Below are 24,726 nucleotides of genomic sequence, written 5' to 3' on the forward strand. Positions count from 1 at the left end.
TGTATATTGCGCGCGATCTGTGCCTGCGCCACCGACCAAAGCATCCGCACCCGCGCCGCCGATCAGCGTGTCGTTGCCATTCCCGCCATTGAGGGTGTCCAACCCTGCGCCGCCAATAAGCGTGTCATCGCCGCCGGCGCCGTTGAGTGTGTCGTCACCGCCGCGTCCCCTGATGATATTGGCCAGCGAATTGCCTGTAACTGTGTCGTTGCCCTGACCCATGGAGGCGTTTTCGATTTCGGTGCCCACAGCAATGCCTATATTGCCGATTAGACCCATGACGTCTGAAAACTCACCAGCGCGCATATCCAGATTGTCATCGGTGGTTGAAAAGTCGAGATCAATCAAATCGGTGCCGCTGGCATCGTAGATGGTGAGAGCAATCGGATCGCCAGAATATGACGAAGCGTATCCGTTATCGACGTCATCCATCAAATCGCCGAGGTAATTTGCGATATTGGTGCCTGATCCCCAGATGGTATCGCCAGCAGTTACTGACCCGGCACCAGCTGCGCCATAAAGGTCATGTATGGCATAAATATCCGACATCATGGTCGAAACGACACTGGCCAGAGAGGCGTCGACAAGAGTATTAGTTTCTTGGTCAAAATAGGACATGACGGAGACTTGCCAGCTGTCATTGGCAAAATCTGCATCGCTTGGGAAGTTGGCGGAGCCGTTATAGTTCGATTGATGGCCAAGCCCCAAAGCATGACCTAATTCGTGTATGTAGGTTTGAAACCCATAGGTGCCAATGCTATCGCCATAGGCTTCGATCCATCCGGTCGTGATAACAACATCAGAGGATATAATCGTACCCCCCGATGTTTCAGAGGTTGAATAGGCATCGACGTCAAATGCGAATGGCGCGTCATTCAAAAATGTGATGTCGCTGTTGCTGGTCTGGACCAGCGTGAATTCGATATCGGCAACCATTTCCCAAGCGCTCATCGCATCAAGTGCTAGGGTTTGTTCGGTACTGTTTAGATCTGTTATGTTGACGGTAATGATATTTGAGCTTGAGGTGTCAAAGGCGCTTCTTTGATCCCCGTTGGCTTCCCAAAACCCGTCTGTGAGAAAATGCGCTAACTCTTCAATTGTGCCCTCTTCGAGGGGGCCGGTGTCACCTGCATGGAGGGTGTAGCCACCAAAGTTGTCCGAAGTGCTGCTGTATTGGTATGCTCCAACGTCCAAATAAAACGTGCCGGTTGATCCGGCTGTGTAAGTCAGAGAAGAAAACAATTCACGACCTGTGTCGTCATTATAGGCAAGCTCATTCCCGAACCTATCGCGAAGGGTCAGGGTTGTGTCAAAAAGGCCCGCACTGCCATCTAAGTCAAATGTGTAGGTCTCACCAGCAGTTAACGTGATCTCGATCCAATCAGAATCTGTTTGACTGCTAAGGAATCCATAAAAGGTATCGCCTTCGTTGATCGAAGCAGACGTGCCTGTGTTTCCTGCGGCATCACCTGTTTCGTAAACATTCGCTTGCGTGTGGGTATGGCGAATTTGGAAGGAATCTGAGTCAGAAAAGAATAGGCTTTTGGGTACTGTGCTCATGATACTCACATCTGCGTAGGGATAATAAATCTTAACTTCAAAAGACATTAGCCCAGATGAGGCATTTTTTATAGAAAAATATTAATAGCTTTGAATAAGCCAAACAGCTTATTCTTCGGTGGCCGCAGCGATTGTACGATCCAAAAATCGTTTGTAATGCGCCAAACCGTGGGCGCGTCGGGCATCCATTACCGTCAAGTTACGCTTAGTCTCAATGGTCCCACCATTCGCAGTTGTCACAAAAACAGACAGGGCCATGCCAAGGGGTTTCTTTGTTACAAAGACCGCAACCGCCACATCTGTATCGCGCAAAGTTTTCGGCGCGGGTGCATCGACAAGGCGCGCATCAGGGGCAATCTGTTGCAAACCAGCGCGCAACCGCCCTGAGGTCGTGAGTTGGCGATACATCTGCTGTGAAACATAGTCACAGACATCAGCCATACTATCGCCTGTTGAGGCGCATTGGATGTAAATATTCGACATAGGCGGATTGGATTTCGCGTGCAAATTCGTACCAAATATTGCAATTAGCAGCGCTGTTAAAATGCCCCCCAACGCCACGGCAGGCTTGGCATTTATGCGACTGTGCCCAGTCACGATAACCGCGTGCGCCCCAAATGGCGTTCGCCGCGCGCGCGCGATAAGGCCATCTGCTTTTGCCGTTCGCGAAACCGTTCTTTGCGATCCGCGTCAAATTCGTCAACGCATTGATGACAGGACACACCCAGTTCAAATTCGGGGCGCTCTTTGTCTGCGGGCAAAATCGGACGACGGCAGGCGTGGCACAATTCATGCGGGCCTTCTGTTAATCCGTGGCCGATTGAAACGCGTTGGTCAAAGACGAAACATTCGCCTTCCCACATGCTTTTCTCTTCGGGCATTTCTTCCAGATATTTTAAAATGCCGCCCTTGAGGTGAAACACATCCTCGACGCCTTGCTGCATCAAATAGTTGGTCGATTTCTCGCAACGAATACCGCCTGTGCAAAACATCGCGATGCGTTTGTTGTGAAAGCGGTCTTTGTTCTCTTCCCACCATTTCGGGAAATCGCGAAAGGTCGGCGTTTTCGGATCAATCGCGCCTTTGAACGTGCCGATGCCCACCTCGTAATCGTTGCGCGTATCAATCACAGCCACATCAGGGGCCGAAATCAATTCGTTCCATTCCTCAGGCGTGCAGTAATTGCCAACCGCACTGCGCGGATCCACGTTGGGCTGGCCCATTGTGACGATCTCTTTTTTCAGCCGCACTTTGATTTTGCCAAAGGGCTGGTCTTGCGCCGTCGATAACTTGTATTCGAAATCCGCACAGCCGGGCAGGGCGCGAATATGCGCGATCACTTTTTCAATCGCTTCAGCCGTCGGCCCTGCAACAGTGCCGTTGATACCTTCGTTGGCAAGCAACAAAGACCCAGTGATCCCTTCGGCCTGACATAGCTCCAAAAGGGGCCCCTGAATATCTGCAGGGGTTTCAAAACGGGTGAAGTGATAAAGCGCGCATACTGTAAACATGTGTTTCCATTACTCCTCAAGAATGGTCAAATCAAGTGCGTCAGGGTCGTAATATGCGGCAAAATGCACCCCAACCGCTTGACGTTTGGCTGCGGACCGATTCCAAATAAGCCAACTTAGAAAGGTCTTTGATATGCAGCCCAAATCACATGCTTTGATTGTAATCGATGTTCAGCGCGATTTTTGTGTAGGTGGCGCCCTAGCGGTGCCGCAGGGCGATGACATCGTCGAGGGTATCAATGCTGCCATGGCTGAGTTCAGCACAGTGATCTTAACCCAAGATTGGCACCCATCGGGGCACAGTTCTTTCGCCAGTAGTCATCAGGCCGATCCGTTTAGCGTTATTGATATGCCCTACGGACCCCAAGTGCTTTGGCCTGATCATTGTATTCAGGGCACCGATGGGGCGGATTTTCATCCTGCGCTTCGCACCGAAGGCGATTTGATCATCCGCAAAGGGTTCAACTCTGATATCGATAGCTATTCTGCCTTTTTCGAGAATGACAAAACCACGCCCACAGGGCTTGAAGGTTACCTTCGGTCGCGGGGCGTCACGGATGTGACCTGTGTTGGTTTGGCTTTGGATTACTGTGTGAATTACTCCGCGCAAGATGCAGCCAAGTTGGGCTTTGTAACACATGTGCGTACGGGGCTTTGTCGTGCGATTGCGCCCGAAACAGAAGAGACCGCGCGCGCTGAAATGGCCGCCCTTGGAGTGAATTTACAGCCATAACGGCCAATTCTTGCGTGATAACGTCTGACTGTGCGGCTGTTTGGGGGGTGTTAAGGTTTCGTTAACCTGCGCGGTGATAAAATCTCGTTTAAAATTGGAGATATTGTTGCATGTCAGGTCAAGTGCTTCATGACAAAGCCGCCAGTGATCAGATGTTATTCCAGCGGATGGGGTTGGTGGATGCGAAAGCACCAGAGGCCTTTAACGCTATAACACGCCTTGCTTTGCAGATATTTAAAACACCTGTATCGCTCATATCTGTTGTGCAAGAAGAACAAGATCGCCAATTTTTTACCAGTCAAATTGGCTTGCCAGATGATGTGGCAGCACGGCGCCAAACCCCTTTGTCACATTCGTTTTGCCAGCATGTAAAACGCGCAGGGCAACCCTTGGTGGTGAATGACGCGCGCAAGCACCCTTTGGTAAAAAACAATCTCGCTGTCCATGATATGGAAGTGATCGCCTACCTCGGCGTGCCGATTCTTGGACCTGGTGATGCGCCTCTCGGTGCGCTTTGCGTGATCGAAAATGAACCGCGCGTTTGGACAGACGATGACGTTTCGATCCTACAGGATTTGGCAATCTGCGTTTGCGACGAAATTCGTCTCCGTCATCAAATGCTGGAATATTCGGATTTGCTTGCGGCCGTACGTCAGCGTCAAAATTTGACAGTCGCTATTACCACTGCTTTTTCCGCGCCCAACCTGTCGATGGAGCAACGATTCGACGCAATGTTGAAAGCCAGTTGCGAACTGTTTGAGACATCCTCGGCTATCTTAGCGCGTGCCAACTATGATGAATTTCAGACGGTCTTCGCCTATCAAAAAGGTGATATGAATCAAGGTGATGTGTGTACCCTTGAGCAGAGCGGCGTCACATTAAGCCGAGTTGGCAGGCAGGTTGCTGCGCAACAAGAAAGCATCAGTATACATGATGCGACTTTCTATAGGGGTGCATCCGAAGATGGCATTGGGTGCTATTTGGGCTGTCCGATGTTTATAAACGGTACGTTTTTCGGTGTGCTTGAATTCCATCGCAAAGCGCCGCGCGCCACCCCGTGGAGCGATACAGATATCGTGGTGCTCAACATGATTGGTCAATTCGCTGCCGCCGAGATGAGTGCCTTTGACCGCATGGAAGCATTGAAACGCAGCGAAGACGAATTGCTTCAGAAACTCTATCACAACCGCAAAAACTTGGCAGCTTCCTAGCAGGATCTCACCTTGCCAACCCCTGTGCCCACCTGCTTTAAACAAACCATGTTTAAGGGAGCGGCCGAATGGTTGATATTGCGACGCGTGTTTACAATCACAAATGGAAAATCGACCCTATCGTCCGGTCGTTGATTGATACCGATTTTTACAAACTTCTGATGTGCCAATCCGTGTTTCGCAACAAGCGTGACACGCAAGTCACCTTTTCCTTGATCAACCGTTCCAAATCCATCCGATTGGCTGATCTCATCGACGAAGGCGAGCTGCGCGAACAGCTTGATCATGTGCGCTCTTTGTCCCTGACGCGCGGCGAAAGCACATGGTTGCGCGGCAATACATTCTACGGCAAACGCCAGATGTTTCGCCCTGACTTTATGGAATGGTTCGAAAACCTGCGCCTTCCGCCCTATCACCTCGAGAAAATCGACGGCCAATATGAACTGACATTCGAGGGCACTTGGCCCGAGGTTATGCTCTGGGAAATCCCCGCTTTGTCCATTCTGATGGAGTTGCGATCCCGCGCTGTGACGGGCGATATGGGGCGCTTTGAATTGCAAGTGCTCTACGCCCGCGCCATGACCCGCGTCTGGGAAAAAGTCGAAAAACTGCAACCTCTGCAAGGCGTCAAAATCGCCGACTTCGGCACGCGTCGTCGCCATTCCTACCTGTGGCAAGACTGGTGCGTCCAAGCCATGACCGAAGGGCTGGGTGACAGCTTTGCTGGCACCTCCAACTGCCTGATTGCGATGAAGCGCGATATGGAAGCCGTGGGCACCAACGCCCATGAATTGCCCATGGTCTATGCGGCCTTGGCCGAAAATGACACCGCCCTGCGCCAATCCCCCTATGACGTGCTGGCCGATTGGCACGAAGAACACGAAGGCAACCTGCGCATCATCTTGCCCGACACCTACGGTACCAAAGGCTTTCTGTCCGGTGCCCCCGATTGGCTCGCGGGCTGGACAGGCATCCGCATCGATTCCGGTGACCCCGCCACAGGCGCTGAAACCGCGATCAAATGGTGGACCGAACGGGGTGAAGACCCGACCCAAAAGCTGGTGATTTTCTCAGATGGCTTGGACACCGATAAAATCATCGAGTTGCACAGCCAGTTTGCGGGCCGCGTCCGCACGTCTTTCGGCTGGGGCACATTGCTGACGAATGATTTCCGAGGGTTAACCGAAAACAACGCCCTCGCGCCGTTTTCTATTGTCTGTAAAGCCGTTGAAGCCAACGGCCGCCCCACCGTGAAACTCTCCGACAACCCGAACAAAGCCATGGGCCCCGCCGATGAAGTCGCTCGGTACAAACGGGTGTTTGGGGTTGGTGAGCAGGTCGCGATGGATGTGGTGGTTTAAACGAACAAGGGCTTTGGAAGCTTGCGTTTACATTTTTCTACTTTATGCAGAAAAGAAAAGCATGTCATTTCGATAGATGCGATCCGATTTAAATCGGGAGTGCGATTGAGTTGTCCATATTTACCGCCAGTCACGGCTTCATGGAATCTATTCAAGTCAGTCTCTACGGCTTTCAAAGAAGCGGACTGTGAGTCAAAAAGATGTCGAATAATTGTACCAACATATGAAAGCCTACCATTGATAGAAGCCTCCAATTTTTTGGCGCTTTCATCGCTGCCATCAATTGCCCAGTATGTGTTGGCCAAAGTTCTTATTTCAAAGATGCTTTCGCGAATTTCTTTGATGTCGTAGTCAACTTGCGAGACGCTAGAGCGCCCACGGAAAGCGAAAGCGTCAAGAATTCGAGCAATTAGAAACCCTATAGCTGCCGCGATTACCGTCTCAAAAAAGCTCATTGTTTTGCTTTTGCGCCATCTATGTACTGTTGGATTAGTACCAAAAACCTTTCCAGTGTCGGGTCATTCGTTTTGATATCGAAGGTTTCTTTTATTTGCTTTGCTGTATAGCCAGCTCTAACAAGGCCACCAAAGGCTTCTTCAAGAAATGAAGATGGGTAGCCAAGGGCGCCATCCAACAAAACTTGGGCTTTTTGATGTGCTTTTAGCACGGGCACCAAGTGCCTATTTCTAAAGTCTGTACCGTTAGCTGGGCCGTCTTCGGGATACCTTCCGCCTGGGTAGGGTGAAAACTCTTTTGCGATTTCTATAGTGTTCATCACGTGGCTCCAACTGGTATGGTCCATTCAACGAGCGTGCCCCCAATATGGTTGGACCGATCACGCTTAGATATTTGTTCTCCTTGCCTATATAGTACTTCTCCGCAACCACTCAAGATTCGTAGTTTAGCACCGGCCATGGACTCTACTGGAGCAACTATATCACGTAATCCTTGTCCGTGACCATCCGAGCGCGAAGTTCTTGATACTTTAAGCGCAGCTTCGATCATGGTTGAATCTGATTTAAAAAGTGTTGAGCCGACGGGCGTGACAGAACTTAAAGACGCAACGACCTTCTCGTACAATTTCGAACGCGGTAGAGTTTCTGAAATGCCAACACCCTGATCATAAACAATAAACTTAACTGTTTGTTCTTTTGGCGACCAACTTGCTGTTGCCCACCAAGTCTTGTGCAAAGGAGGGTATTGGAATGAGAATTTTTCTGGATAGCCGTGCAAAACGCCATTATATGCGGCTTCCAAAACGGCACAATACATCACGGGATCTTGCTCAAAGGCGCTTGCAATTCCACTTAAGCGGCTTGAAATTTCTGCGATTCGCTCGCCGTTAGCGGAGTCACAACTAATTAACTCCAGCACGGAAATGGCTTCCCCGCTAAAGCCATGGCACAAACTGTGACTATTTGGCGTTCCAAGCAACGCAAAGAAACCGATGTCATGAAGTAGGCTTTTTACATCATCGCTCCAGCTTGAGTAATTCTTGAGAACAAGTTTAACATTTTTAATTTTTTGCCAGCGGTCGATTTCAGCAGCTAAAACGAGAGCCGCGCCGACAGATATCGCTTCTATAGTTTCGAAATCCAAAAAGACCTTTCGATGTCCAGTTTTTGGGCGCTTAAACGCTGCCTGCTTGATTGACTGCAAAAAGGTGACGGTAGCGTCATAGTTTTGTGAGAAACTAAATATTGAAGGCGCGATGACTCGTATGTATCCCGAGTATTTTTTTGATTTTGGGTCTCGGCGTAAGCTTTTTTGTAAGCGCTTTCTTCTATAGAAATCTCTTCTCAAACAACTTGTTCTATCAATATGTTTCAATATCTATTCCACAATTAGTTTTCTCAAAAAAGCTATTTCACTCAACCCGCCCACGCAACGCCTTAATCTCTCCGCGTTTCTTTTTCCCGTCCAAACGTCTGCGCACCGATCCTTTGGTCGGCTTCGTCTTGACCCGAAACTTGGGCCGCTCGGTCGCTTGTTTTATCAGCGCCACCAGACGCTCGCGGATGAGTTCTCGGTTTCGGACTTGGGACCGCGTTTCATCGCATTGCAGGATGATCGCGCCGTCTTTGGTCCAGCGGCGGCCTGCCAATTTGCGCAGGCGGATTTTCACGGCGGGCGGCAGGTTGGGGGAGCGGTCTGCCTCAAACCGCAGTTCCACCGCTGACGACACTTTGTTGACGTTCTGCCCCCCCGGACCAGAGGCGCGCATGAAGCTTTCAGACAGCTCCCAATCGGCCAGTTCGATGGTCTCATTGATGCGCAGGGACATGGTGGTTTCCGTGGTTTTGTGGTGATTTGGCAGCGGCTGCGTGCGTGGCACCTTTAAAACATGTAAAGTGAGGGGGGCGTCAAGCGTGCAAAAGTTGCAAAGACGCGCCACAAAGTCGTGCAAGATTTTGAAAGAGGCTGAAAATCTAAAAGGGCTGCCTAGATAAGACAACCCTTCGAGAATTTAAGGAAATGGGCCAGTTAGGTTGCCCAATCGAGAGTGTTTCGCTTACAGGGTTGCCTCTAAGCGGCGGCCCTCCCGACTGTCTTGACCTCATTCACCATAATAACTCTAGACACTGGTCCACCTCCTTTCGATTGTTTGCCGATAAGGTGATGGTGCCATAGATTTGGTATATAGCAAGTAAAATTATACGACATCTGTGTGAAGACGGCGTAAAATGATGCGAAATGGCACAAGAGCGATCAGAACAAGCGCAAGTTTTACGCACCAGTCAGTCAAAGCCAAAGTGACCCAAAGCGGGGCGTCTGGTCCTGTCAAAAGCAGGGGAGTTGCTTCCCACGCCCAGTTGATTTCCATATCCGCATTTTCGCCAAATACCTGAATTGACTGGGAAAAAGAGATGGAGAAAAAGATCGCAGTGTCCAAAGCAGACCCGATGATGGACGACACGAGGGGCGCTTTCCACCATGTGCCAGACCGCAATTTGTCAAAGACAAACACGTCAACAAGCTGCGCGATCAAGAAAGCAGTGGCAGATCCAACAGCAACACGTAAAGCCACGGCAGGGTAGGTAAACCCTTCACCTTGCAGCATAATTTGCGTGCCGATGAGTGAACAGATGATGCCCGCGACGAAGCCCGCATAGATCACCTTGCGCGCGTCTTTGGGGCCATAGAGGCGGTTCATAAGATCTGTAACAAGAAAAGCGAATGGGTAAGCAAAGGCGCCCCATGTCAACAGCCCATCGAGGATAAGAAACTGCACAAGGATGTTGGACGCGACAACGATAGCGGCCATGGCAAAAATGCCAGGTATGATGTGTTTCATGATAAAATCCGTTTTTTATCGAAGGTGACGGCAACTCGGCCTCAAGCGAGGCGATGCGCGCGTTTAGCCAATAAACAAAGGGAAATCAAGCTTATTCAGTCACGCGGTATTCGACAAATTCGGTGACCTGAAAAGCCTTGAAGTTGTCATCAGATATCATCGTTAGCCGAATGTCTTTGCCGTCATGCCAAACGGCGAGGCCTTCCAGATTGTCATGAGCGCCCAGTGAAGACTCTAGCAAAGTGGTTTCATTGGTAAGGCGAGAGGTGCCAAAATCAAAGCGACGCACCCGCGATGAAAAGCCAATTCCACGAAACCATCGTTCGAGTAGATAAAGCTTGCCATCGGGGCCAATATCCATCCCAACGGGAAGATAGTTGGCGGAGCGCGGAATGCTATAAGGTTGGTCCCAATGCGTGCCATCAAAGCGATAAACGGGAAAGGGCCTTGTTTCGCCGCCAGAACGTTCGGGCACTGTCAAAATATGCCCAGTGTCAGTGATGGCCAAAGCTTCAAGCGATGAATTGCTTTGCAACGCTTCGAAGGCTGGGTGTTGATCCATCTTCATGGCGCGACTTGTGTCAGACGGATAACGATAGATTTTGTGTATACCCTCGAAGCTGATAAAAAGCTGCCCGTTGGGCGCAATGGCAAGCCCTTCAGCATCGCGTTCATATTTTTTAATCGTGTCTGAATCTGCCCCTTTTAACGCATGGCGTTGCACACTGGTGACGGATTTGATCACACCCGTTTCGGCGCGCTCGAAGCGCCCTTTTGCGATGCTCCCATGATCTGAAATTGCGACAAACCCACGACCATCGGCGGTGACTTCAAGTCCTGAATACCCTCCGTGCAGGGGGTCATCAGATGTCCACAGGGTAGAGCCAACATATTTGGTGTCAGCCGCTACAATTTGTGTGAAAAGCGCAATGAACCCTAGCGCGAGGACAAGACGGATGTGCATTGTGCTGGTAAGGTCGCAAGTGAAATGGGCGCACTAGGCTTAGGCTTGGGCGCGTTCGGATCACGTGGTTTGGGGGGCGGTGGATTCAAAATATTGTTCACCCAAGATTGCGCATCTGCACAGCCATCCCCGCTTGGCGGTGGCACTTGGTCAACACAGGACTTGTCGCCAGTGGGACATTTTAAGCGCACATGAAAATGGTAGTGATGGCCATACCAAGGGCGAATTTTATTCAACCAAGCACGGTCACCTGTTTCGTCATTGCACATCTGAACCTTTGCGCCAGGAAACACGAAAATGCGTGCGACGCGTGGGTCACTGGCCGCGGCTTTTAGGATGTTGTGATGCTGTTTCGTCCAGCGATCATTCACAAACGCGCCTGCAGATTTTCGCATGGAAATCGATGACAGGTTTTCACGCTCAGATGCAGTAAGATCTAGGCGATCTGGTGGTAGCATCCAAATGTCTGCATCAAGCCCGATCTGATGGCTGGCGTGGCCAGACAGCATGGGGCCGCCACGCGGCTGGCTCATGTCGCCAATATACAGCCCGTTCCAACCAGGTTGCTGTGCTGCTTTGCGCGATAAATCTTGCAGGTAGTCGATCAAAATGGGCTGTCCCCAATTCCGATTGCGTGACAATCGCATAGCTTGCCATGTGGGGCCTGTTTCGGGCAATTGTTTCGCACCCGCAAGGCACCCTTTCGCATAGCTTCCAAATGATTCATCCGCCTGCTTAGAGCCGCTTTTCATAGCGCCAAATAAAGTTTTCGCAGGGCGGTAATCATTGGATGACACCGCGGTGGCTTGAGCTTGGTTTTTTGCGGGTTTGTCGTCATCCCCGCAGCCAGCTAGGGCGGCAAGAACAATAAAACCGAATACTTTGAACTGCATTACACTACCTCTTCGCCGTCGGGTTTAACCCAGACTAACAGCAATAAGCCAATAAGGAAAAGTCCGATCAGCGGGGTAATGCCTAATCTTTGTGAATTGGTCAGCGCTGTCGTTACGCCGATCAAGGCGGGCGCTAAAAAAGATGTTGCCTTGCCTGATAGAGCAAATAAGCCAAAGGCTTCGGTCATGCGATCTGGATGTGATTGACGGACCATCATGGTGCGGCTGGCGGATTGGATAATGCCGCCCACTGCGCCCAGTGCTATACCGCAAATATAGAATGCTACATCAGGAAGGGGGCTGTTGGCATCGACCGACATCAAGAGCACGCTTGTGGGGGTAATTGTCATGATCACGATGCATAGGGCAATCAAAACGAGAATGCAGAACATGATCACAGGTTTGGGTCCAAACTTGGCATCCATGCGTCCGCCCATAAACGTAAAAATAGCGCCTGATATAATTGTCAGGATACCAAAGATACCAATGTCCGTTGTGCTCCAGTTCAAGACGCCTAGCGCGTAAATTCCCCCGAAAGCGAAAACGCCATTCAGCGCGTCTCGGTAAAACATTGATGACGCGAGATATGCGAACATGGATTTACGTGCGGGAAGGGTTTTGAGTGTGGTGGTCAAACTTGTCAGCCCTTCACGGACTGCGAATGACAGTCTAATGCTGGGCGCATGCGCGTCGCGCACCCATAGGAAAAATGGGATCATGGACAGCACAAACCAAAGGGCCGTAAACGGGCCAACGAAACGGCTGCCTTGGCGCGTTTCTGGATCTAGGCCAAAGAGAGGCGGTGTGTTGGCCAAAGTTACGCCGCTTGAATTTTCGGCAAAGCACAATAGCATGATCACCAGCGCTACAAACCCGCCGACATAACCCCACGCCCAGCCAGTTCCCGATATCTTGCCAATCTCTTCTTTTGTGCCGAGGCTCGGTAAAATCGCATTGGTAAAGATTGTGGTGCATTCCAATCCTATGATGCCTAAGATAAAAAAGCCCAAGACTGTGTAGGTGGGCAAGGCATTGGGCATGGCAAGCCAAAGCCCAGCAGATCCGATGACATAAAGCGCGCTAAAGGCCCAAATCCATGGCATTTTGCGCCCCGATCGATCGGCGATAGCCCCTAAGATGGGCGCAAAAATTGCGATAGAAACCCCAGAAACAGTGAGTGCTGACCCCCAGATAGATTGCGCTTGGGCTTTGGCAGAAACTTCTTCCATGCCTGACAACAAGAGTTGCGCGATGACTTGTTCTGCAAAGAATGGGGCAAAGACAAATGTAATGACCAATGTGTGAAAAGGCTGTGTTGCCCAGTCGTACATCATCCAGCCTGTGATGCGTTTTTTCGCGCTGACTTGTGTCATGAATGATCCTCGCTCAAAGTTATGGCGATAGAACAACCAAACGATCTTGGGCGCAATGTTTAAAGGTTATTGGCGTTCTGGTGGCCAAGGACGTGTTTTGTCCGCATCCGCCCAAGCTTGAACCCAGTCAGGTAATTGCGCGGGCTCTGCTGTTGGATCGATAGCGCGCATCAAGTCGATGGGCGGCACCATTTTTCCGTTTTTAACAACAGCTCCGCGGACCAAAATGTGATTGGCGCAATCGCCATTGGCGTGCCACATTGATTGTTCGATGTAGACAAACTTGTCGTCAAACCCGACAGTGCGCGTCTGCATTTCCAACTTTTGAAACATGGTGATCCGCTTGCGGTAGCGTACGGATGCGCCCGCAACCACAATGCCAAGGCCTGCATCCTTGCGCAACTTTGCTGTGCCATTGCGCATGGCCATTGTGATCCGACCAAAATCATACAGAGTTAAAGTGCGGCCATTGTTGAGTTCCCACCACAAATCGATGTCCCAAGGCATGCAGTAGTGGTGATCGATATGCGTGTCCCAAAGCCCCAGCTTGGGAGCGTCGCGGAAACGGAAATTGGCAAAGGCAATGCGAAAAATCGGGTACATGTGCAAACTCATGACCAAGCTGAAACCAAAGGTCAATATGAACCTTGCTCAATCATATGTAACCTTGCGTCTTGCGTAGGGCAAACCAAGACCTTAGGTGTTAGAGAGCAAGAAAATAGGACCTGAAAACATGCTTTCCATACTGCAAATTCTGCTCATGATCCTCGGCGTCGTAAAGTTTATCATGATCGTACATATCGCCATGAGCTGGTTGATTAACTTTCAGGTGCTCAATCTACGCCAACCCCTAGTATATCAAATCTGGGAAGGCCTGAATCGCCTGCTTGAGCCATTATATTCGCGCATTCGTCGCCTCTTGCCTGATATGAATGGCCTTGATCTTGCTCCATTGGTGGCTTTTCTTGGTATTTATGCGCTTGAAATCATCATCCGCAATAATGGTCATTTGCTGCTGTAACGCGATCTGCTCTTGAGGCCATGCTGCTGACGTGCGATTCTGCTGTCACTTATAAGGCAGCAAAAAACATGTCACACACACAGGCTCTTTTATCTTCAGTCTTTGGCTTTAGCGGGTTTCGGCCTGGCCAAGAAGAGATCGTGAATTCGGTTTCAAAAGGTGAAAATGTGTTGGCTATTATGCCAACGGGGGGCGGTAAGTCCCTGTGTTTTCAATTGCCAGCTTTGGTCCGCGACGGATTAACCGTTGTGATATCGCCCTTGATCGCGCTGATGCGGGATCAGGTTGAAGCATTGAAAGCTGTTGGTGTTGAAGCGGGCGCATTGACCTCGGGCAACACGGACGAAGAAACTGATGCGGTATTTGAGGCCTTGTCGTCTGGGCGTCTCAAGCTTTTGTATATGGCACCTGAGCGCCTTTCATCTGGGGGTACTCTTACGCTTTTACGCCGGTCCAATGTCACAATGATCGCAGTGGATGAAGCGCATTGTGTCAGCCAATGGGGACACGACTTCCGCCCAGATTATCTGCGTATAGGGGAGTTGCGAAGGGCGCTAGATGTACCGCTTTGTGCTTTTACAGCTACGGCGGATGAAGAAACACGGGACGAAATCGTTGCACGTTTGTTTGACGGTGAGGCGCCTCAGACCTTTTTACGTGGGTTTGATCGCCCCAATATCCATCTAGCCTTCGCGGTCAAAGATAGCCCGCGCGCCCAGATTTTGAGTTTTGCCAAAGCGCGCAAAGGGCAGTCCGGCATCGTGTATTGCGGTACGCGCGCGAAAACCGAAAGCCTTGCCAAGGCACTGAATGATAGCGGCCAGACCGCGCTTGCTTATCACGGCGGTATGGAGCGAGATCAGCGTCGAGATGCGGAACGTAGGTTCCAACAAGAAGATGAATTGATCGTGGTGGCGACTGTCGCCTTTGGCATGGGGATCGACAAGCCCGATATACGCTGGGTTGCCCATGCGGATTTGCCTAAATCTGTTGAATCTTACTACCAAGAAATTGGGCGGGCAGGGCGCGATGGCGCACCTGCCGAGACGCTGACGCTATTTGGCCCCGATGACATGCGCTTCCGCCGCACGCAAATTGATGAAAGCCCATCACCAGTCGAGCGCCGCGCAGCAGATCATGCGCGTTTGAATGCACTCCTTGGGATTGCAGAGGCGCAGGTCTGTCGTCGTCAAAACTTGCTATCATATTTTGGCGAGGCGTCTGAAAAATGTGGCACCTGCGATCTGTGCGACACGCCGCCAGAATTGTTCGATGGGACAGAGGCTGTGCGCAAAGCCTTGTCTGCCATCTTGCGATGCGACGAAGGTTTTGGCGCTGGTCATCTTATCGACGTGTTGATGGGCAAGCAGACTGACAAAGTGAAGCAATGGAGCCACGACACGCTCTCAGTTTTCGGTATCGGAAAAGAATACGACAAGCGGCATTGGAACGCGATTTTTAGGCAAATGATGGGTATGGATTTGGTGCGCCCCAATCCAGATCGTTTTGGCGCGTTGTTCATGACTGAACCTGCGGTTCCAATTCTAAAAGGTCAGGCTAATGTCACTCTGAGGCGCGATACATTGGCAAAGGCAAATCGCGGTGGTCCTGTTGCTAAGGCCTTGGTTTCAGACGAAGATGCACCACTTCTTTCAGCGCTTAAAGCCAAGCGACGCAGTCTGTCGGAAGAAGCCCGTGTGCCCGCATATGTGGTCTTTGCTGATCGCACACTGATCGAAATGGCCGAAACGCGCCCACAAACTCTTGATGACATGGCGCGCATCGGTGGCGTTGGGGCGAAAAAGCTTGAGAAATACGGTGACGCTTTTTTGTCTGTGATTCTTGGCTCGGCACCGGAAAAAATGCACCCGTCGCGGCGCAAATTAGCAACCCGTGGGTCAGGAGATGTGTTCGAGCGGTTGTTGGAAGCTCAAGCGAACCAGGTTCGGGGAGCATGTGGCACATTGAAACCTATGACTTTGACCTCAGCGCAATTGTCGCGCATCGCTGCAACACGCCCCCGAGACCTCAAAACCTTTACAGGGTTGGTCGGGCCGCGGCATGCGGAACGATTTGGAGAAATCATGCTGCGCGTAATCCATGAGACATAGCCTACTGAGAGGCGACGGCCTCAACCTGTACCGTTGAGTTTAATTCGATTTCTTCTGGTAGAATGGGTCGGCATTGAGCAGGGTGTTCTGCCTGAATACGGTCGATGATTGCGGCTTTTCTGAGCGGTTTTGTCATATAGTGATCTAAACCGGCCGCTAAAATTTCGCGATCATCCCCTGCCATTGCATGCGCGGTCAGCGCGACGATGGGCGTTTTTAGGTTGAGATCGATTTCCAATGCACGAATGGCGCGTGTTGCTTCTTTGCCGTCCACTTCAGGCATAGAAATATCCATGAAAATCATGTCCGGTTTAAAAGATTGAAAATATTCGATCGCCTCGCGTCCATTGTTGGCGAATTTGAGGTCGATATCGAGTGCTTTGAGCATTTTACTGAATACAAGCTGATTGGTCTTGTTGTCTTCGGCTGCAAGAATACGCATCTGTCTGTTGTTCGGATTTTCCGATTGCGACTTGAGCGGTTCAAGCGACGACAAAGCATGGCAAAGATCGGCGCGCAAAAGCGGCTTTTGCAAAGAAGTCGTACCATCAATTTCCAAAGTCACAGCAGATACCGGGCCAGATGTCATTAGCAATATTGGCGCCACAACGTCCTGCTGGCGCAGTTGTTGAATCACATCGTTGATATCCGTGTTCGGCAGACGGTTATCAATCAGGAATATGTCGGCGTCTAGGGTTGATCCAAGCATGTCTTCTGCAGTTTCGAAAGGAAACACATCAAAACCAAGCGCCGTAAGCTGTTTTTCTAAAATAGCGCTGTTGGCAGAAATGTGATCAAGAAGCACTGCCTTGTTCAGCCATGTAGGAATTTGCGGTATGTCTTCGGAGGCTTCGACGACCTCCATATTGCAATAAAAACCAAAACATGACCCAATGCCTTCTTCGCTATCGACCCAGATTTCACCACCCATTAGGGCGACCAGTTGTTTGGTTATAGCAAGGCCAAGACCTGTCCCTTCAAACTTTCTGTTTCTTTCATCTTCAACTTGATTGAATTCGCCAAAAATATGAGAGCGCATTTCATCAGGGATACCAATCCCTGTATCTTCAATCGAAATATGGACCCGCTGAGCCGTGCCGCCATCTTGTGGCAAGCCAACGATGCGAACAATGACATGCCCTTCGGATGTAAATTTTACCGCATTGCCAATAAGGTTGGTCAATATTTGGCGCATACGCCCTTGGTCCCCGAGAAAGCGGGTTGGCATAAACATATCGTAGTCGATGATCAGGTCGATATTTTTTTGCTTCGCAACAGGCTGCAATAGAACCACGACTTCTTGGATGCAGCGCTCAAGATCAAATGGTACGGGGCATAGCGTTACCTTTGACGCTTCGATCTTAGAGAAGTCCAAAACATCGTTGATGAGATTCAACAAAGCTTCACCCGAACTTCTGATGGTGTCGACATAGAGCCTTTGTTCCTCTGTAAGCTCTGTGTCGCTCATGAGGTCGGCCATCCCCACCATGCCATTCATTGGGGTGCGTATTTCGTGACTCATGTTGGCGAGAAAGGCAGACTTTGCACGATTCGCTGCTTCGGCTTTTTGGGTAGCTTCGGTCAGGCGCGTGGCTGTCCGAATAGAGTCGGTGATGTTGAGGCCAAGTGACACCATGTCGCCATCAGCAGAGCGCCGATCTACGAGTTTTACAAACTGATTGTTCCAAAGGCGAATTGTATGGGGTTCACGCACTGGCGCGTGCCAGCGTTCAAGAGCGGCATCTACAAATTGCGCACGGGTCATATCGCCGATGTCGACTATGCCCTCTTCTACCGCGAGGCCTAAAATTTCCGTATATGAAATACCGGGCCGTACAGCTTCTAGGCCGTCGAAGATACTGAGATAGGCTGGGTTGGCCGCGATCAAAATATCTGTCGGGTCGAATACAGCAAACCCGTCCTGAATGGTTGCGATCGAATCCCAAAGTCTTCGTTCAGCAATACTAACCGCCGTATTTGCCTTGTCTAAATCCTCAAGAACTTGAACCTTTTCATCTTTCAAAACATCAGTTTCTTTGCGTTTGACGATGATTTGATCAGAAAGAGTTAGGGCGTGGTGTGACAGTTGTTTATTGGCTTTGAACAGTTCTGCTTGCTTCAGTTCAAGCAGGCGTTCAGCCGCCAAGCGTGCACGGCGTTCTTGCGCCAAGGTATCGACAGACATTTGAAACCCTTTTTGATCCCTGCCACTGTATCGCTGTGGCCTTTTGTTCAAAGTGGCGGATCAGGGTGAAAAGAGTCTTAATGAATTAAGGAAAACGCGAACGATTTTAAAACCGCTCGCGTTTTATGAACCTACTGCGTTGGTTTGGTACGCTTAACAAATGGCGCTGGGTTCTTGGGGTCGGCTTTGGTCAAGGGGGCACGCCCTGTATCCGTGACAACTTCTTGCGTATCGCCCTCAATAACGATTGCAGTCACCGGCCAGCCGTAACCCGCGCCCGTGTCGATATCGATGCGGTTGCCAAAATGCGAGGGCAGGTTCACCGCTGTATGCCCGTGGACAACGATCCAAGGCAGGTCACCTTCGTAATCTAACCAGCCTTTGCGAATCCAAATGAGATCTTCCTCTGATTGCTCTTCCAGCGGAACACCGGGTTTAACACCAGCATGAACGAACAAGTATTTATCCCATTCATAATACAAAGGCAGGCCTTCGATGAATTCTAGGTGTTCTTTGGGAACAGCCTTTTGAGCCGCTTCAAAAGCTGCTTCAAATTCATAATCTACAGTCGTGACGCCATATGAGGCCAAAGTGGTATTGCCGCCGATCCGTGGATTCAAGAAAGACAGTTCAGGTGGCATATTATCGTCAAAGGCCGTCATATCACGCACAAAGCGCGTGAAAAGGCGGTCATGATTGCCACGCAGGCAAATCCAAGGTTCGCCATGCGCCATACCGTGCATCAAATATTCAATTACTTCGCGGCTGGCAGGGCCGCGATCCGTGTAATCCCCCACGTGGACGATTTTAGCGGATGTGTCACCGACGCGTTCCATATCCGCTTTGATCCGAGCGTGTGTGGCTTTGAGTTCTAAAATGTGGCCGTGAATATCACCGATGGCGTAAATGCGCATGTTTGTCTCCTCTTTGGGCCTACAAAAGCGAAGGGCCGCTGGAATGTCCAGCGGCCCTATGCAATCAAGTCATGATCTTTTTGTAACGCGGGTGATTAGGCTTTGAAATGTAGGGGGCGAACGTGTTGGAACAATCCGCTGTCTTTCAAAGCTGCCACCGTTGTGGGTTTGATCGGCGTATCAAGGAAGGTCACAGCAATCGCATCGCCACCCGCTTTGGCACGACCCAATGTGAAGTTCGCGATGTTTTCATCGTGCTCAGCCAAAAGCGTACCAAGTTTACCAAGGATACCAGGGACGTCTTGGTTGGTGGTGTAAAGCATGTGCTCGCCAACTTCAGCGTCGATGGTGATGCCCTTGATCTGGATGAAACGTGGTTTGCCGTCTGAGAACACAGTGCCCGCAATGGTGCGGTGCTTTTCGACAGTTTGAATGTCGAGCTTGATGTAGCCGTCAAATGTGCCTGTCGCGTCTTGTGTTGTTTTAGAAATCTGGATTCCGCGCTCTTTGGCGATCACGGGCGCAGAAACCATGTTCACGTCAGGGTTTGACGCTTGCATGATACCAGCCACAACGGCCGCTTCCAATGCTTTCAGGTTCATTTCAGAGGCAACGCCGTCGAATGTGACGTTGATTTCTTTGATGGCTTCGTCAGTGACCTGACCGATGAACGCGCCAAGGTTTTCAGCCAATGTAACCCAAGGGCCCATGATTTTGGCTTCTTCTGCAGACATGGAGGGCATGTTCAACGCGTTCTCAACAGCGCCGTCGAGCAAGTAGTTGGACATTTGCTCAGCCACTTGCAGGGCCACGTTTTCTTGCGCCTCAGATGTAGAGGCACCCAAGTGCGGCGTGCAGACAACATTTGGCAGGCCGAACAAAACGTTGTCGATGGCAGGCTCAACGGCGAACACGTCCAAAGCGGCACCAGCAACGTGGCCGGATTTCAGCAACTCAGCCAATGCTTCTTCGTCGATCAGGCCGCCGCGCGCACAGTTGATGATGCGAACGCCTTTCTTTGTTTTCGCCAAGTTTTCAGCAGACAAGATGTTGCGTGTGCCATCTGTCAACGGAACGTGCAAAGTGATGAAGTCAGCGCGTGCCAGCAGGTCTTCGAGCTCAACTTTTTCAACACCCATTTCAACAGCGCGTTCAGCAGACAAGAAGGGATCGTATGCGATCACTTTCATTTTCAGGCCACGTGCGCGGTCGCAAACGATGCCGCCGATGTTGCCTGCGCCGATGACGCCGAGCGTTTTGTTGGTCAGCTCAACGCCCATGAATTTGGACTTTTCCCATTTGCCTTCGTGTGTAGAGGCAGAGGCTTCCGGAATTTGACGCGCAACAGCGAACATCATCGCGATGGCGTGCTCAGCTGTTGTGATCATGTTGCCGAATGGCGTGTTCATAACGATCACGCCTTTTTTAGAAGAGGCTTCTTTATCGACGTTATCTGTGCCGATGCCTGCACGACCAACTACTTTCAGGTTTGTGGCGTGCTCCAAAAGGCTTGGTGTCACTTTGGTGGCAGAGCGGATCGCAAGACCGTCGTATTTGCCGATCACGGCTGCAAGGGCTTCTTTGTCTTTGCCGAGCGCTGGTTCGAAATCTACTTCGATGCCGCGGTCACGGAAAATCTGAACAGCTGTTTCAGAAAGGCTATCGGATACGAGTACTTTGGGTGCCATGGTGTAAGGCTCCTACATTATATGAATTCTGTTTGGGTAAAAGGCGACCAGGGCCATTGGCCGCCTTTGAATTGTCCTGCAAGCTACGCGGTCAAGCGCGGGTGCTTACTGTGCAGAGATCTCAGCTTCGAATGCCCATTCAAGCCAAGGCAAAAGCGCCTCAATGTCAGACGTTTCAACCGTACCGCCACACCAAATGCGCAAGCCTGCTGGTGCGTCACGGTAAGCGCCGATGTCGAGTGCAACACCTTCAGCTTCCAGACGTTTTGCAACGGCTTTGGCAAAGGCTGCACCGTCTTGGATGCGCTCATCTGTGAACTTCAAGCAAACAGATGTTGTGGATGCGATGGCTGGATCAGACGCAAGGTTTGCGATCCAAGGCTTGGCGTCGCAGAAGTTCCAAATCGCTGTCGCGTTGGCTGTGGCGCGGTCGATCATGCCCTGCAAGCCGCCAACAGATTTCGCCCAGTCAAGCGCCACAAGGTAGTCTTCCACAGCCAGCATAGATGGCGTGTTGATAGTCGCACCAGTAAAGATACCGTCGATCAACTTGCCGCCTTTGGTCATGCGGAAAATTTTCGGCAATGGCCATGCTGGTGTGTAGGATTCAAGACGCGCAACAGCACGTGGAGACAAAACGATCACGCCGTGTGCCGCTTCGCCGCCCAAGGCTTTTTGCCAAGAGAATGTGGTGACGTCGAGTTTGTCCCAATCGAGATCCATCGCGAAGACAGCGGATGTCGCGTCACAGATGGTCAGACCTTCGCGGTCCGCAGGGATCGCGTCAGCATTCGGAAGGCGCACGCCAGATGTGGTGCCGTTCCAAGTGAAGACAACGTCAGTGTTAAAGTCGATTTCAGCGAAATCAACGATGTCGCCGTAGTCGGCAGTTTTCACGTCTGCGTCGATTTTGAGTTGTTTGACAACATCAGACACCCAACCCGCGCCAAAGCTTTCCCATGCAACCATGGTGGCTTTGCGTTCGCCAAGCAAAGACCAAAGCGCCATTTCAACTGCGCCTGTGTCAGAACCAGGAACGATGCCAATTTTGTAATCCGCTGGGATGCCCAAAACGTCGCGAGTATTTTCAATCGCGTCTTTGAGCTTGGTTTTGCCAACAGCTGCACGGTGCGAGCGGCCAAGAGGCGCATCGCTTAGCAGGTCGAGCGAAAATGTAGGGATTTTGGCACAGGGGCCAGATGAAAAACGCGGGTTAGCCGGCCGCGTGGCCGGAGCTTGAATAGCCATTGCTGGTATCCTTCCAGATATAAGCCTCTCGTTGGGGAGAGGTGTCCCGCCGCTGCGTTTAAGCCTCGGTTGCGATTCATGCAATGAAAATGTTTTAGAGGGGCGTTTTTTCGCAAATCTGTGATGCAATGCGGCGCGGGCCACTTCGCTGACGCTAGATCGCAGACTTGGCACAGCGGGTTTGTCATGCGATAGGGTTGGCAACAACAAACACTCGGATTTAGACCTATGTATATCGTCACGTTGATCACATCCCCTGCGGCCCCTTCTTTGTCACGCGAAGTCGTTGAAGCTTTACGCAATGCATGGGGGGGCGGCGATGCGCAGTGGTTGGCGGTTGGTGAAGCGGCTGAGTTTGTGATTGAAAAAGCGCCCGAAAACGCCCCGCAAGTCTGGGACGATTTGCAAACCCAAGGCATCGACATGGTGATCCAGCCATCCAAAGGGCGCCGCAAAAAGATGCTTTTGGCGGATATGGACAGCACCATGATTCAACAAGAATGCATTGATGAATTGGCAGCCGAGGCAGGCGTTGGCGAACGTGTGGCAGAGATCACTGCGAAAGCCATGAATGGCGAATTGGATTTTGAAGGCGCAATTGATGAACGTGTTGGTCTATTGAAGGATTTACCCGAAGAGATTATCGACCATGTTCTTAAAACGCGCATTGACTACATGCCAGGCGGTAAAACTTTGGTTCAAACGATGAAAGCCAATGGAGGATATGCGGCGCTGGTCTCTGGGGGGTTCACCGCGTTTACCGCGAAAGTCGCCTCAGAGCTGGGCTTTGATGAGAACCGCGCTAACACGTTGGACGTCGCAGACGGAAAACTCACTGGCCGTGTTGTGCGGCCAATTCTGGGCCGCGAAGCAAAGCTTGAAGCCTTGGACGAGATCACGGCCACCTTGAAAATCAGCCGCGACGACGTTCTTGCTGTGGGCGATGGCATGAATGATTTGTTGATGCTGGCCAATGCGGGCACAGGGGTCGCATTGCACGGCAAACCCGCGCTTCAGGCTGAATGCGATGTGCGCGTGAATCACGGCGACTTGACGGCTTTGCTTTACATTCAAGGCTATTCCAAGTCTGAGTTCGCCTAAGTGTTCGAACTTTCCGCCGATCTTGTTGTCATATTGATGGGGGCTGCTTTCATAGCGGGCTTTGTTGATTCGATCGCAGGAGGCGGCGGGCTGATCACTGTGCCGGCTTTGATGCTGGCTGGCGTTCCGCCGATCATCGCATTAGCCACGAACAAAGTCCAAGGGCTCTTCGGCGCAGGTATGGCTGCGATCACCTATGCGCGTGCAGGGCATGTGGACCTGCGAAATCAAATTATGCCTGCACTGTTGTCGTTTGTCGCAGCGTTCTTTGGTGCTGCTCTGGCGTCGCGCCTTCCGACTGATGTAATTAAGGTGGGGCTGCCTTTTCTGCTGATCGGAATCGCATTATTTTTTGCCTTTAAACCAGGCTTGAATGACACCGATAAAGCGCAGCGGATCACTCCGTTTTTGTTTATGGCAACATTGGTTCCTATTGTTGGGTTTTATGATGGTCTTTTAGGGCCAGGCACGGGCGCATTTTTCATGCTCGGCTTTGTAACGCTCGCGGGCTATGGGATTCTAAAGGCCACGGCCCATACCAAATTGTTGAATTTTGCGTCCAATGTCGGTGGTCTTTTGGGGTTTGTCTTTGCTGCGAAACCATTGTGGGCTTTGGGGCTGTCTATGGGCATCGCGCAAATGGCAGGCGCCTATTTAGGCTCTCACCTTGCCACGCGGGTTGGGGCGCGATTGATTAAACCTGTTTTGGTTTTTGCAGCAACGGCCTTGGCATTGCGCCTGTTATGGGATTGGACCTGACGCTAAACTGCGTTGTTCAATCACATTTCAGCGAATTTCTGCCAAGGGCCTTTCACAAATAGGCGGTAATACGTTACTGTGCTGTTAGAAATTGAAAACTGGCCTGCGCGCATCAAAACTGCATGATAAGATAGTTGCAGCGCATATTTATGGCCACCAGAGGCAGAGGCACCGAGTACCCATGAAATTTTCTATCCATCGCCTGTTGGTCGGCACAGTTTTTGCCGTAGCAGCACTTGGCGCTCAAGCACAAGAAAGCACCAATAAAGTTGCAAACAATACAGATTGGTACGTGTTTGAGGAAACCTCGCCCACGAAGCAATGTTGGGCAGTTTCAAAGCCGAAAGAAACTGTAAACACAGACAGCGCTGGGCGGATCAAATCTGTAACCCGTTCAGAAATATTGTTGTTTGTGTCCTACGCTTTGTCCAATGGAGTCAAAGGTCAGGTCTCTTTCTTGGGCGGCTACCCATTTGCGTCTGGCTCTGAAGTTAAACTTGAAATCGGCAGTTCAGAATTTGCGTTGTTCGTTGACAATGAAACAGCATGGGCTTTGACGCCAGAAGATGACGCACGTATCGTGGCTGCGATGAAACGCGGCGCGACGGCGGTTTTGACTGGCCGATCAGCGCGCGGCACCATCACCAAAGATACGTTCTCATTGCTTGGGTTTACGGCCTCTGTTGATGAAGCTGGCAAACGTTGTAGCGCATAAAAAATCTGAATAAATGACAAAAGGGGCTCCCTATTGGGAGCCTTTTTTCATTGGTCTTTCAAGATTGGTAAGAATCTTGTACG

Annotated in this window: 24 protein-coding genes; 8 read left to right on the forward strand and 16 right to left on the reverse strand. The window is 50.9% G+C overall.

The window, feature by feature from the left end:
• The 3 genes from EDD53_RS12970 to trhO all read right to left on the reverse strand — a co-directional run.
• A partial coding sequence (locus EDD53_RS12970; RefSeq protein ID WP_170162764.1) for a M10 family metallopeptidase occupies positions 1 to 1,560 on the reverse strand: 1,560 nt, incomplete at its 3' end.
• A 108-nt stretch (positions 1,561 to 1,668) separates the two neighbouring features.
• Positions 1,669 to 2,043 carry a hypothetical protein gene (locus tag EDD53_RS12975; protein WP_148087113.1) on the reverse strand — a complete coding sequence of 125 codons (375 nt, stop codon included), beginning with the start codon at positions 2,041 to 2,043 and terminating at the stop codon, positions 1,669 to 1,671.
• A gap of 110 nt (positions 2,044 to 2,153) precedes the next feature.
• The gene (gene trhO / locus EDD53_RS12980) at positions 2,154 to 3,071 is read right to left on the reverse strand and encodes an oxygen-dependent tRNA uridine(34) hydroxylase TrhO (protein WP_123793956.1); all 918 of its coding nucleotides are present in this window, start codon (positions 3,069 to 3,071) and stop codon (positions 2,154 to 2,156) included.
• A gap of 133 nt (positions 3,072 to 3,204) precedes the next feature.
• On the opposite strand from trhO, the gene pncA reads away from it, so the two are divergent.
• The 3 genes from pncA to pncB all read left to right on the forward strand — a co-directional run bounded on the left by pncA (position 3,205) and on the right by pncB (position 6,376).
• Positions 3,205 to 3,804, forward strand: coding sequence for a bifunctional nicotinamidase/pyrazinamidase (gene pncA / locus EDD53_RS12985; protein WP_123793958.1), 600 nt, complete (start codon positions 3,205 to 3,207; stop codon positions 3,802 to 3,804).
• Positions 3,805 to 3,914: 110 nt separating this feature from the next.
• Entirely contained in the window at positions 3,915 to 5,015 is a 1,101-nt protein-coding gene (locus tag EDD53_RS12990; RefSeq protein WP_123793960.1) for a GAF domain-containing protein, read from the forward strand.
• Positions 5,016 to 5,083: 68 nt separating this feature from the next.
• Positions 5,084 to 6,376: a nicotinate phosphoribosyltransferase gene (gene pncB, locus EDD53_RS12995; protein ID WP_123793962.1), complete on the forward strand. Its 1,293-nt coding sequence runs from the start codon at positions 5,084 to 5,086 to the stop codon at positions 6,374 to 6,376.
• Here pncB and EDD53_RS13000 read toward each other — a convergent pair.
• From EDD53_RS13000 to EDD53_RS13040, 9 genes are all read right to left on the reverse strand, one after another.
• The gene (locus EDD53_RS13000) at positions 6,373 to 6,831 is read right to left on the reverse strand and encodes a hypothetical protein (RefSeq protein WP_123793964.1); all 459 of its coding nucleotides are present in this window, start codon (positions 6,829 to 6,831) and stop codon (positions 6,373 to 6,375) included. The two genes, pncB and EDD53_RS13000, sit on opposite strands and share 4 nt — an antisense overlap.
• Positions 6,828 to 7,151 (reverse strand): STAS-like domain-containing protein, encoded by a 324-nt coding sequence (locus tag EDD53_RS13005; protein ID WP_170162765.1) that lies wholly within the window; start codon positions 7,149 to 7,151, stop codon positions 6,828 to 6,830. Before EDD53_RS13005 ends, EDD53_RS13000 begins: the two co-directional genes overlap by 4 nt.
• On the reverse strand, positions 7,151 to 8,206 hold the full coding sequence (locus tag EDD53_RS13010; protein ID WP_123793968.1) for a hypothetical protein: 1,056 nt from the start codon (positions 8,204 to 8,206) through the stop codon (positions 7,151 to 7,153). Before EDD53_RS13010 ends, EDD53_RS13005 begins: the two co-directional genes overlap by 1 nt.
• 37 nt (positions 8,207 to 8,243) lie before the next feature.
• Positions 8,244 to 8,660 carry an alternative ribosome rescue aminoacyl-tRNA hydrolase ArfB gene (gene arfB / locus EDD53_RS13015; RefSeq protein ID WP_123793970.1) on the reverse strand — a complete coding sequence of 139 codons (417 nt, stop codon included), beginning with the start codon at positions 8,658 to 8,660 and terminating at the stop codon, positions 8,244 to 8,246.
• A 369-nt stretch (positions 8,661 to 9,029) separates the two neighbouring features.
• Positions 9,030 to 9,671 carry a queuosine precursor transporter gene (locus EDD53_RS13020; RefSeq protein WP_123793972.1) on the reverse strand — a complete coding sequence of 214 codons (642 nt, stop codon included), beginning with the start codon at positions 9,669 to 9,671 and terminating at the stop codon, positions 9,030 to 9,032.
• Positions 9,672 to 9,762: 91 nt separating this feature from the next.
• Positions 9,763 to 10,635 (reverse strand): esterase-like activity of phytase family protein, encoded by an 873-nt coding sequence (locus EDD53_RS13025; RefSeq protein ID WP_123793974.1) that lies wholly within the window; start codon positions 10,633 to 10,635, stop codon positions 9,763 to 9,765.
• Entirely contained in the window at positions 10,608 to 11,528 is a 921-nt protein-coding gene (gene mepA / locus EDD53_RS13030; protein WP_123793975.1) for a penicillin-insensitive murein endopeptidase, read from the reverse strand. The genes EDD53_RS13025 and mepA overlap by 28 nt, the downstream gene beginning before the upstream one ends.
• Complete coding sequence (locus EDD53_RS13035; RefSeq protein ID WP_123793977.1) at positions 11,528 to 12,901, reverse strand: MFS transporter; 1,374 nt, start codon at positions 12,899 to 12,901, stop codon at positions 11,528 to 11,530. Before EDD53_RS13035 ends, mepA begins: the two co-directional genes overlap by 1 nt.
• A 66-nt stretch (positions 12,902 to 12,967) precedes the next feature.
• A complete protein-coding gene (locus EDD53_RS13040) occupies positions 12,968 to 13,504 on the reverse strand; it encodes an acyl-CoA thioesterase (RefSeq protein ID WP_123793979.1) in 537 nt (178 codons plus the stop codon).
• Positions 13,505 to 13,634: 130 nt separating this feature from the next.
• Between EDD53_RS13040 and EDD53_RS13045 the strand changes: the two genes are divergently transcribed.
• Positions 13,635 to 13,922, forward strand: coding sequence for a YggT family protein (locus EDD53_RS13045; protein WP_123793981.1), 288 nt, complete (start codon positions 13,635 to 13,637; stop codon positions 13,920 to 13,922).
• A 68-nt stretch (positions 13,923 to 13,990) separates the two neighbouring features.
• Positions 13,991 to 16,033, forward strand: a complete 2,043-nt coding sequence (recQ, locus tag EDD53_RS13050) for a DNA helicase RecQ (RefSeq protein WP_211331625.1) — start codon at positions 13,991 to 13,993, stop codon at positions 16,031 to 16,033.
• 1 nt (position 16,034) lies between these two features.
• Here recQ and EDD53_RS13055 read toward each other — a convergent pair whose 3' ends face one another.
• The 4 genes from EDD53_RS13055 to EDD53_RS13070 all read right to left on the reverse strand — a co-directional run bounded on the left by EDD53_RS13055 (position 16,035) and on the right by EDD53_RS13070 (position 22,068).
• A complete protein-coding gene (locus tag EDD53_RS13055; protein ID WP_123793985.1) occupies positions 16,035 to 18,218 on the reverse strand; it encodes an ATP-binding protein in 2,184 nt (727 codons plus the stop codon).
• Between the two features lie 131 nt (positions 18,219 to 18,349).
• The gene (locus EDD53_RS13060; RefSeq protein WP_123793987.1) at positions 18,350 to 19,132 is read right to left on the reverse strand and encodes a metallophosphoesterase; all 783 of its coding nucleotides are present in this window, start codon (positions 19,130 to 19,132) and stop codon (positions 18,350 to 18,352) included.
• 95 nt (positions 19,133 to 19,227) lie between these two features.
• A complete protein-coding gene (gene serA / locus EDD53_RS13065; protein WP_123793989.1) occupies positions 19,228 to 20,820 on the reverse strand; it encodes a phosphoglycerate dehydrogenase in 1,593 nt (530 codons plus the stop codon).
• Positions 20,821 to 20,925: 105 nt separating this feature from the next.
• The gene (locus tag EDD53_RS13070) at positions 20,926 to 22,068 is read right to left on the reverse strand and encodes a phosphoserine transaminase (protein WP_123793991.1); all 1,143 of its coding nucleotides are present in this window, start codon (positions 22,066 to 22,068) and stop codon (positions 20,926 to 20,928) included.
• A gap of 228 nt (positions 22,069 to 22,296) precedes the next feature.
• Here EDD53_RS13070 and serB point away from each other — a divergent pair, with 228 nt between their 5' ends.
• From serB to EDD53_RS13085, 3 genes are all read left to right on the forward strand, one after another.
• Complete coding sequence (serB, locus tag EDD53_RS13075) at positions 22,297 to 23,169, forward strand: phosphoserine phosphatase SerB (protein WP_123793993.1); 873 nt, start codon at positions 22,297 to 22,299, stop codon at positions 23,167 to 23,169.
• Complete coding sequence (locus EDD53_RS13080) at positions 23,170 to 23,928, forward strand: TSUP family transporter (protein ID WP_123793995.1); 759 nt, start codon at positions 23,170 to 23,172, stop codon at positions 23,926 to 23,928. It begins immediately after the preceding gene.
• Between the two features lie 181 nt (positions 23,929 to 24,109).
• Positions 24,110 to 24,643, forward strand: coding sequence for an invasion associated locus B family protein (locus EDD53_RS13085; protein WP_123793997.1), 534 nt, complete (start codon positions 24,110 to 24,112; stop codon positions 24,641 to 24,643).
• Positions 24,644 to 24,726 lie beyond the last annotated feature (83 nt).

This window comes from Pacificibacter maritimus, from assembly GCF_003814915.1.
Taxonomy (GTDB): Bacteria; Pseudomonadota; Alphaproteobacteria; order Rhodobacterales; family Rhodobacteraceae; genus Celeribacter; species Celeribacter maritimus.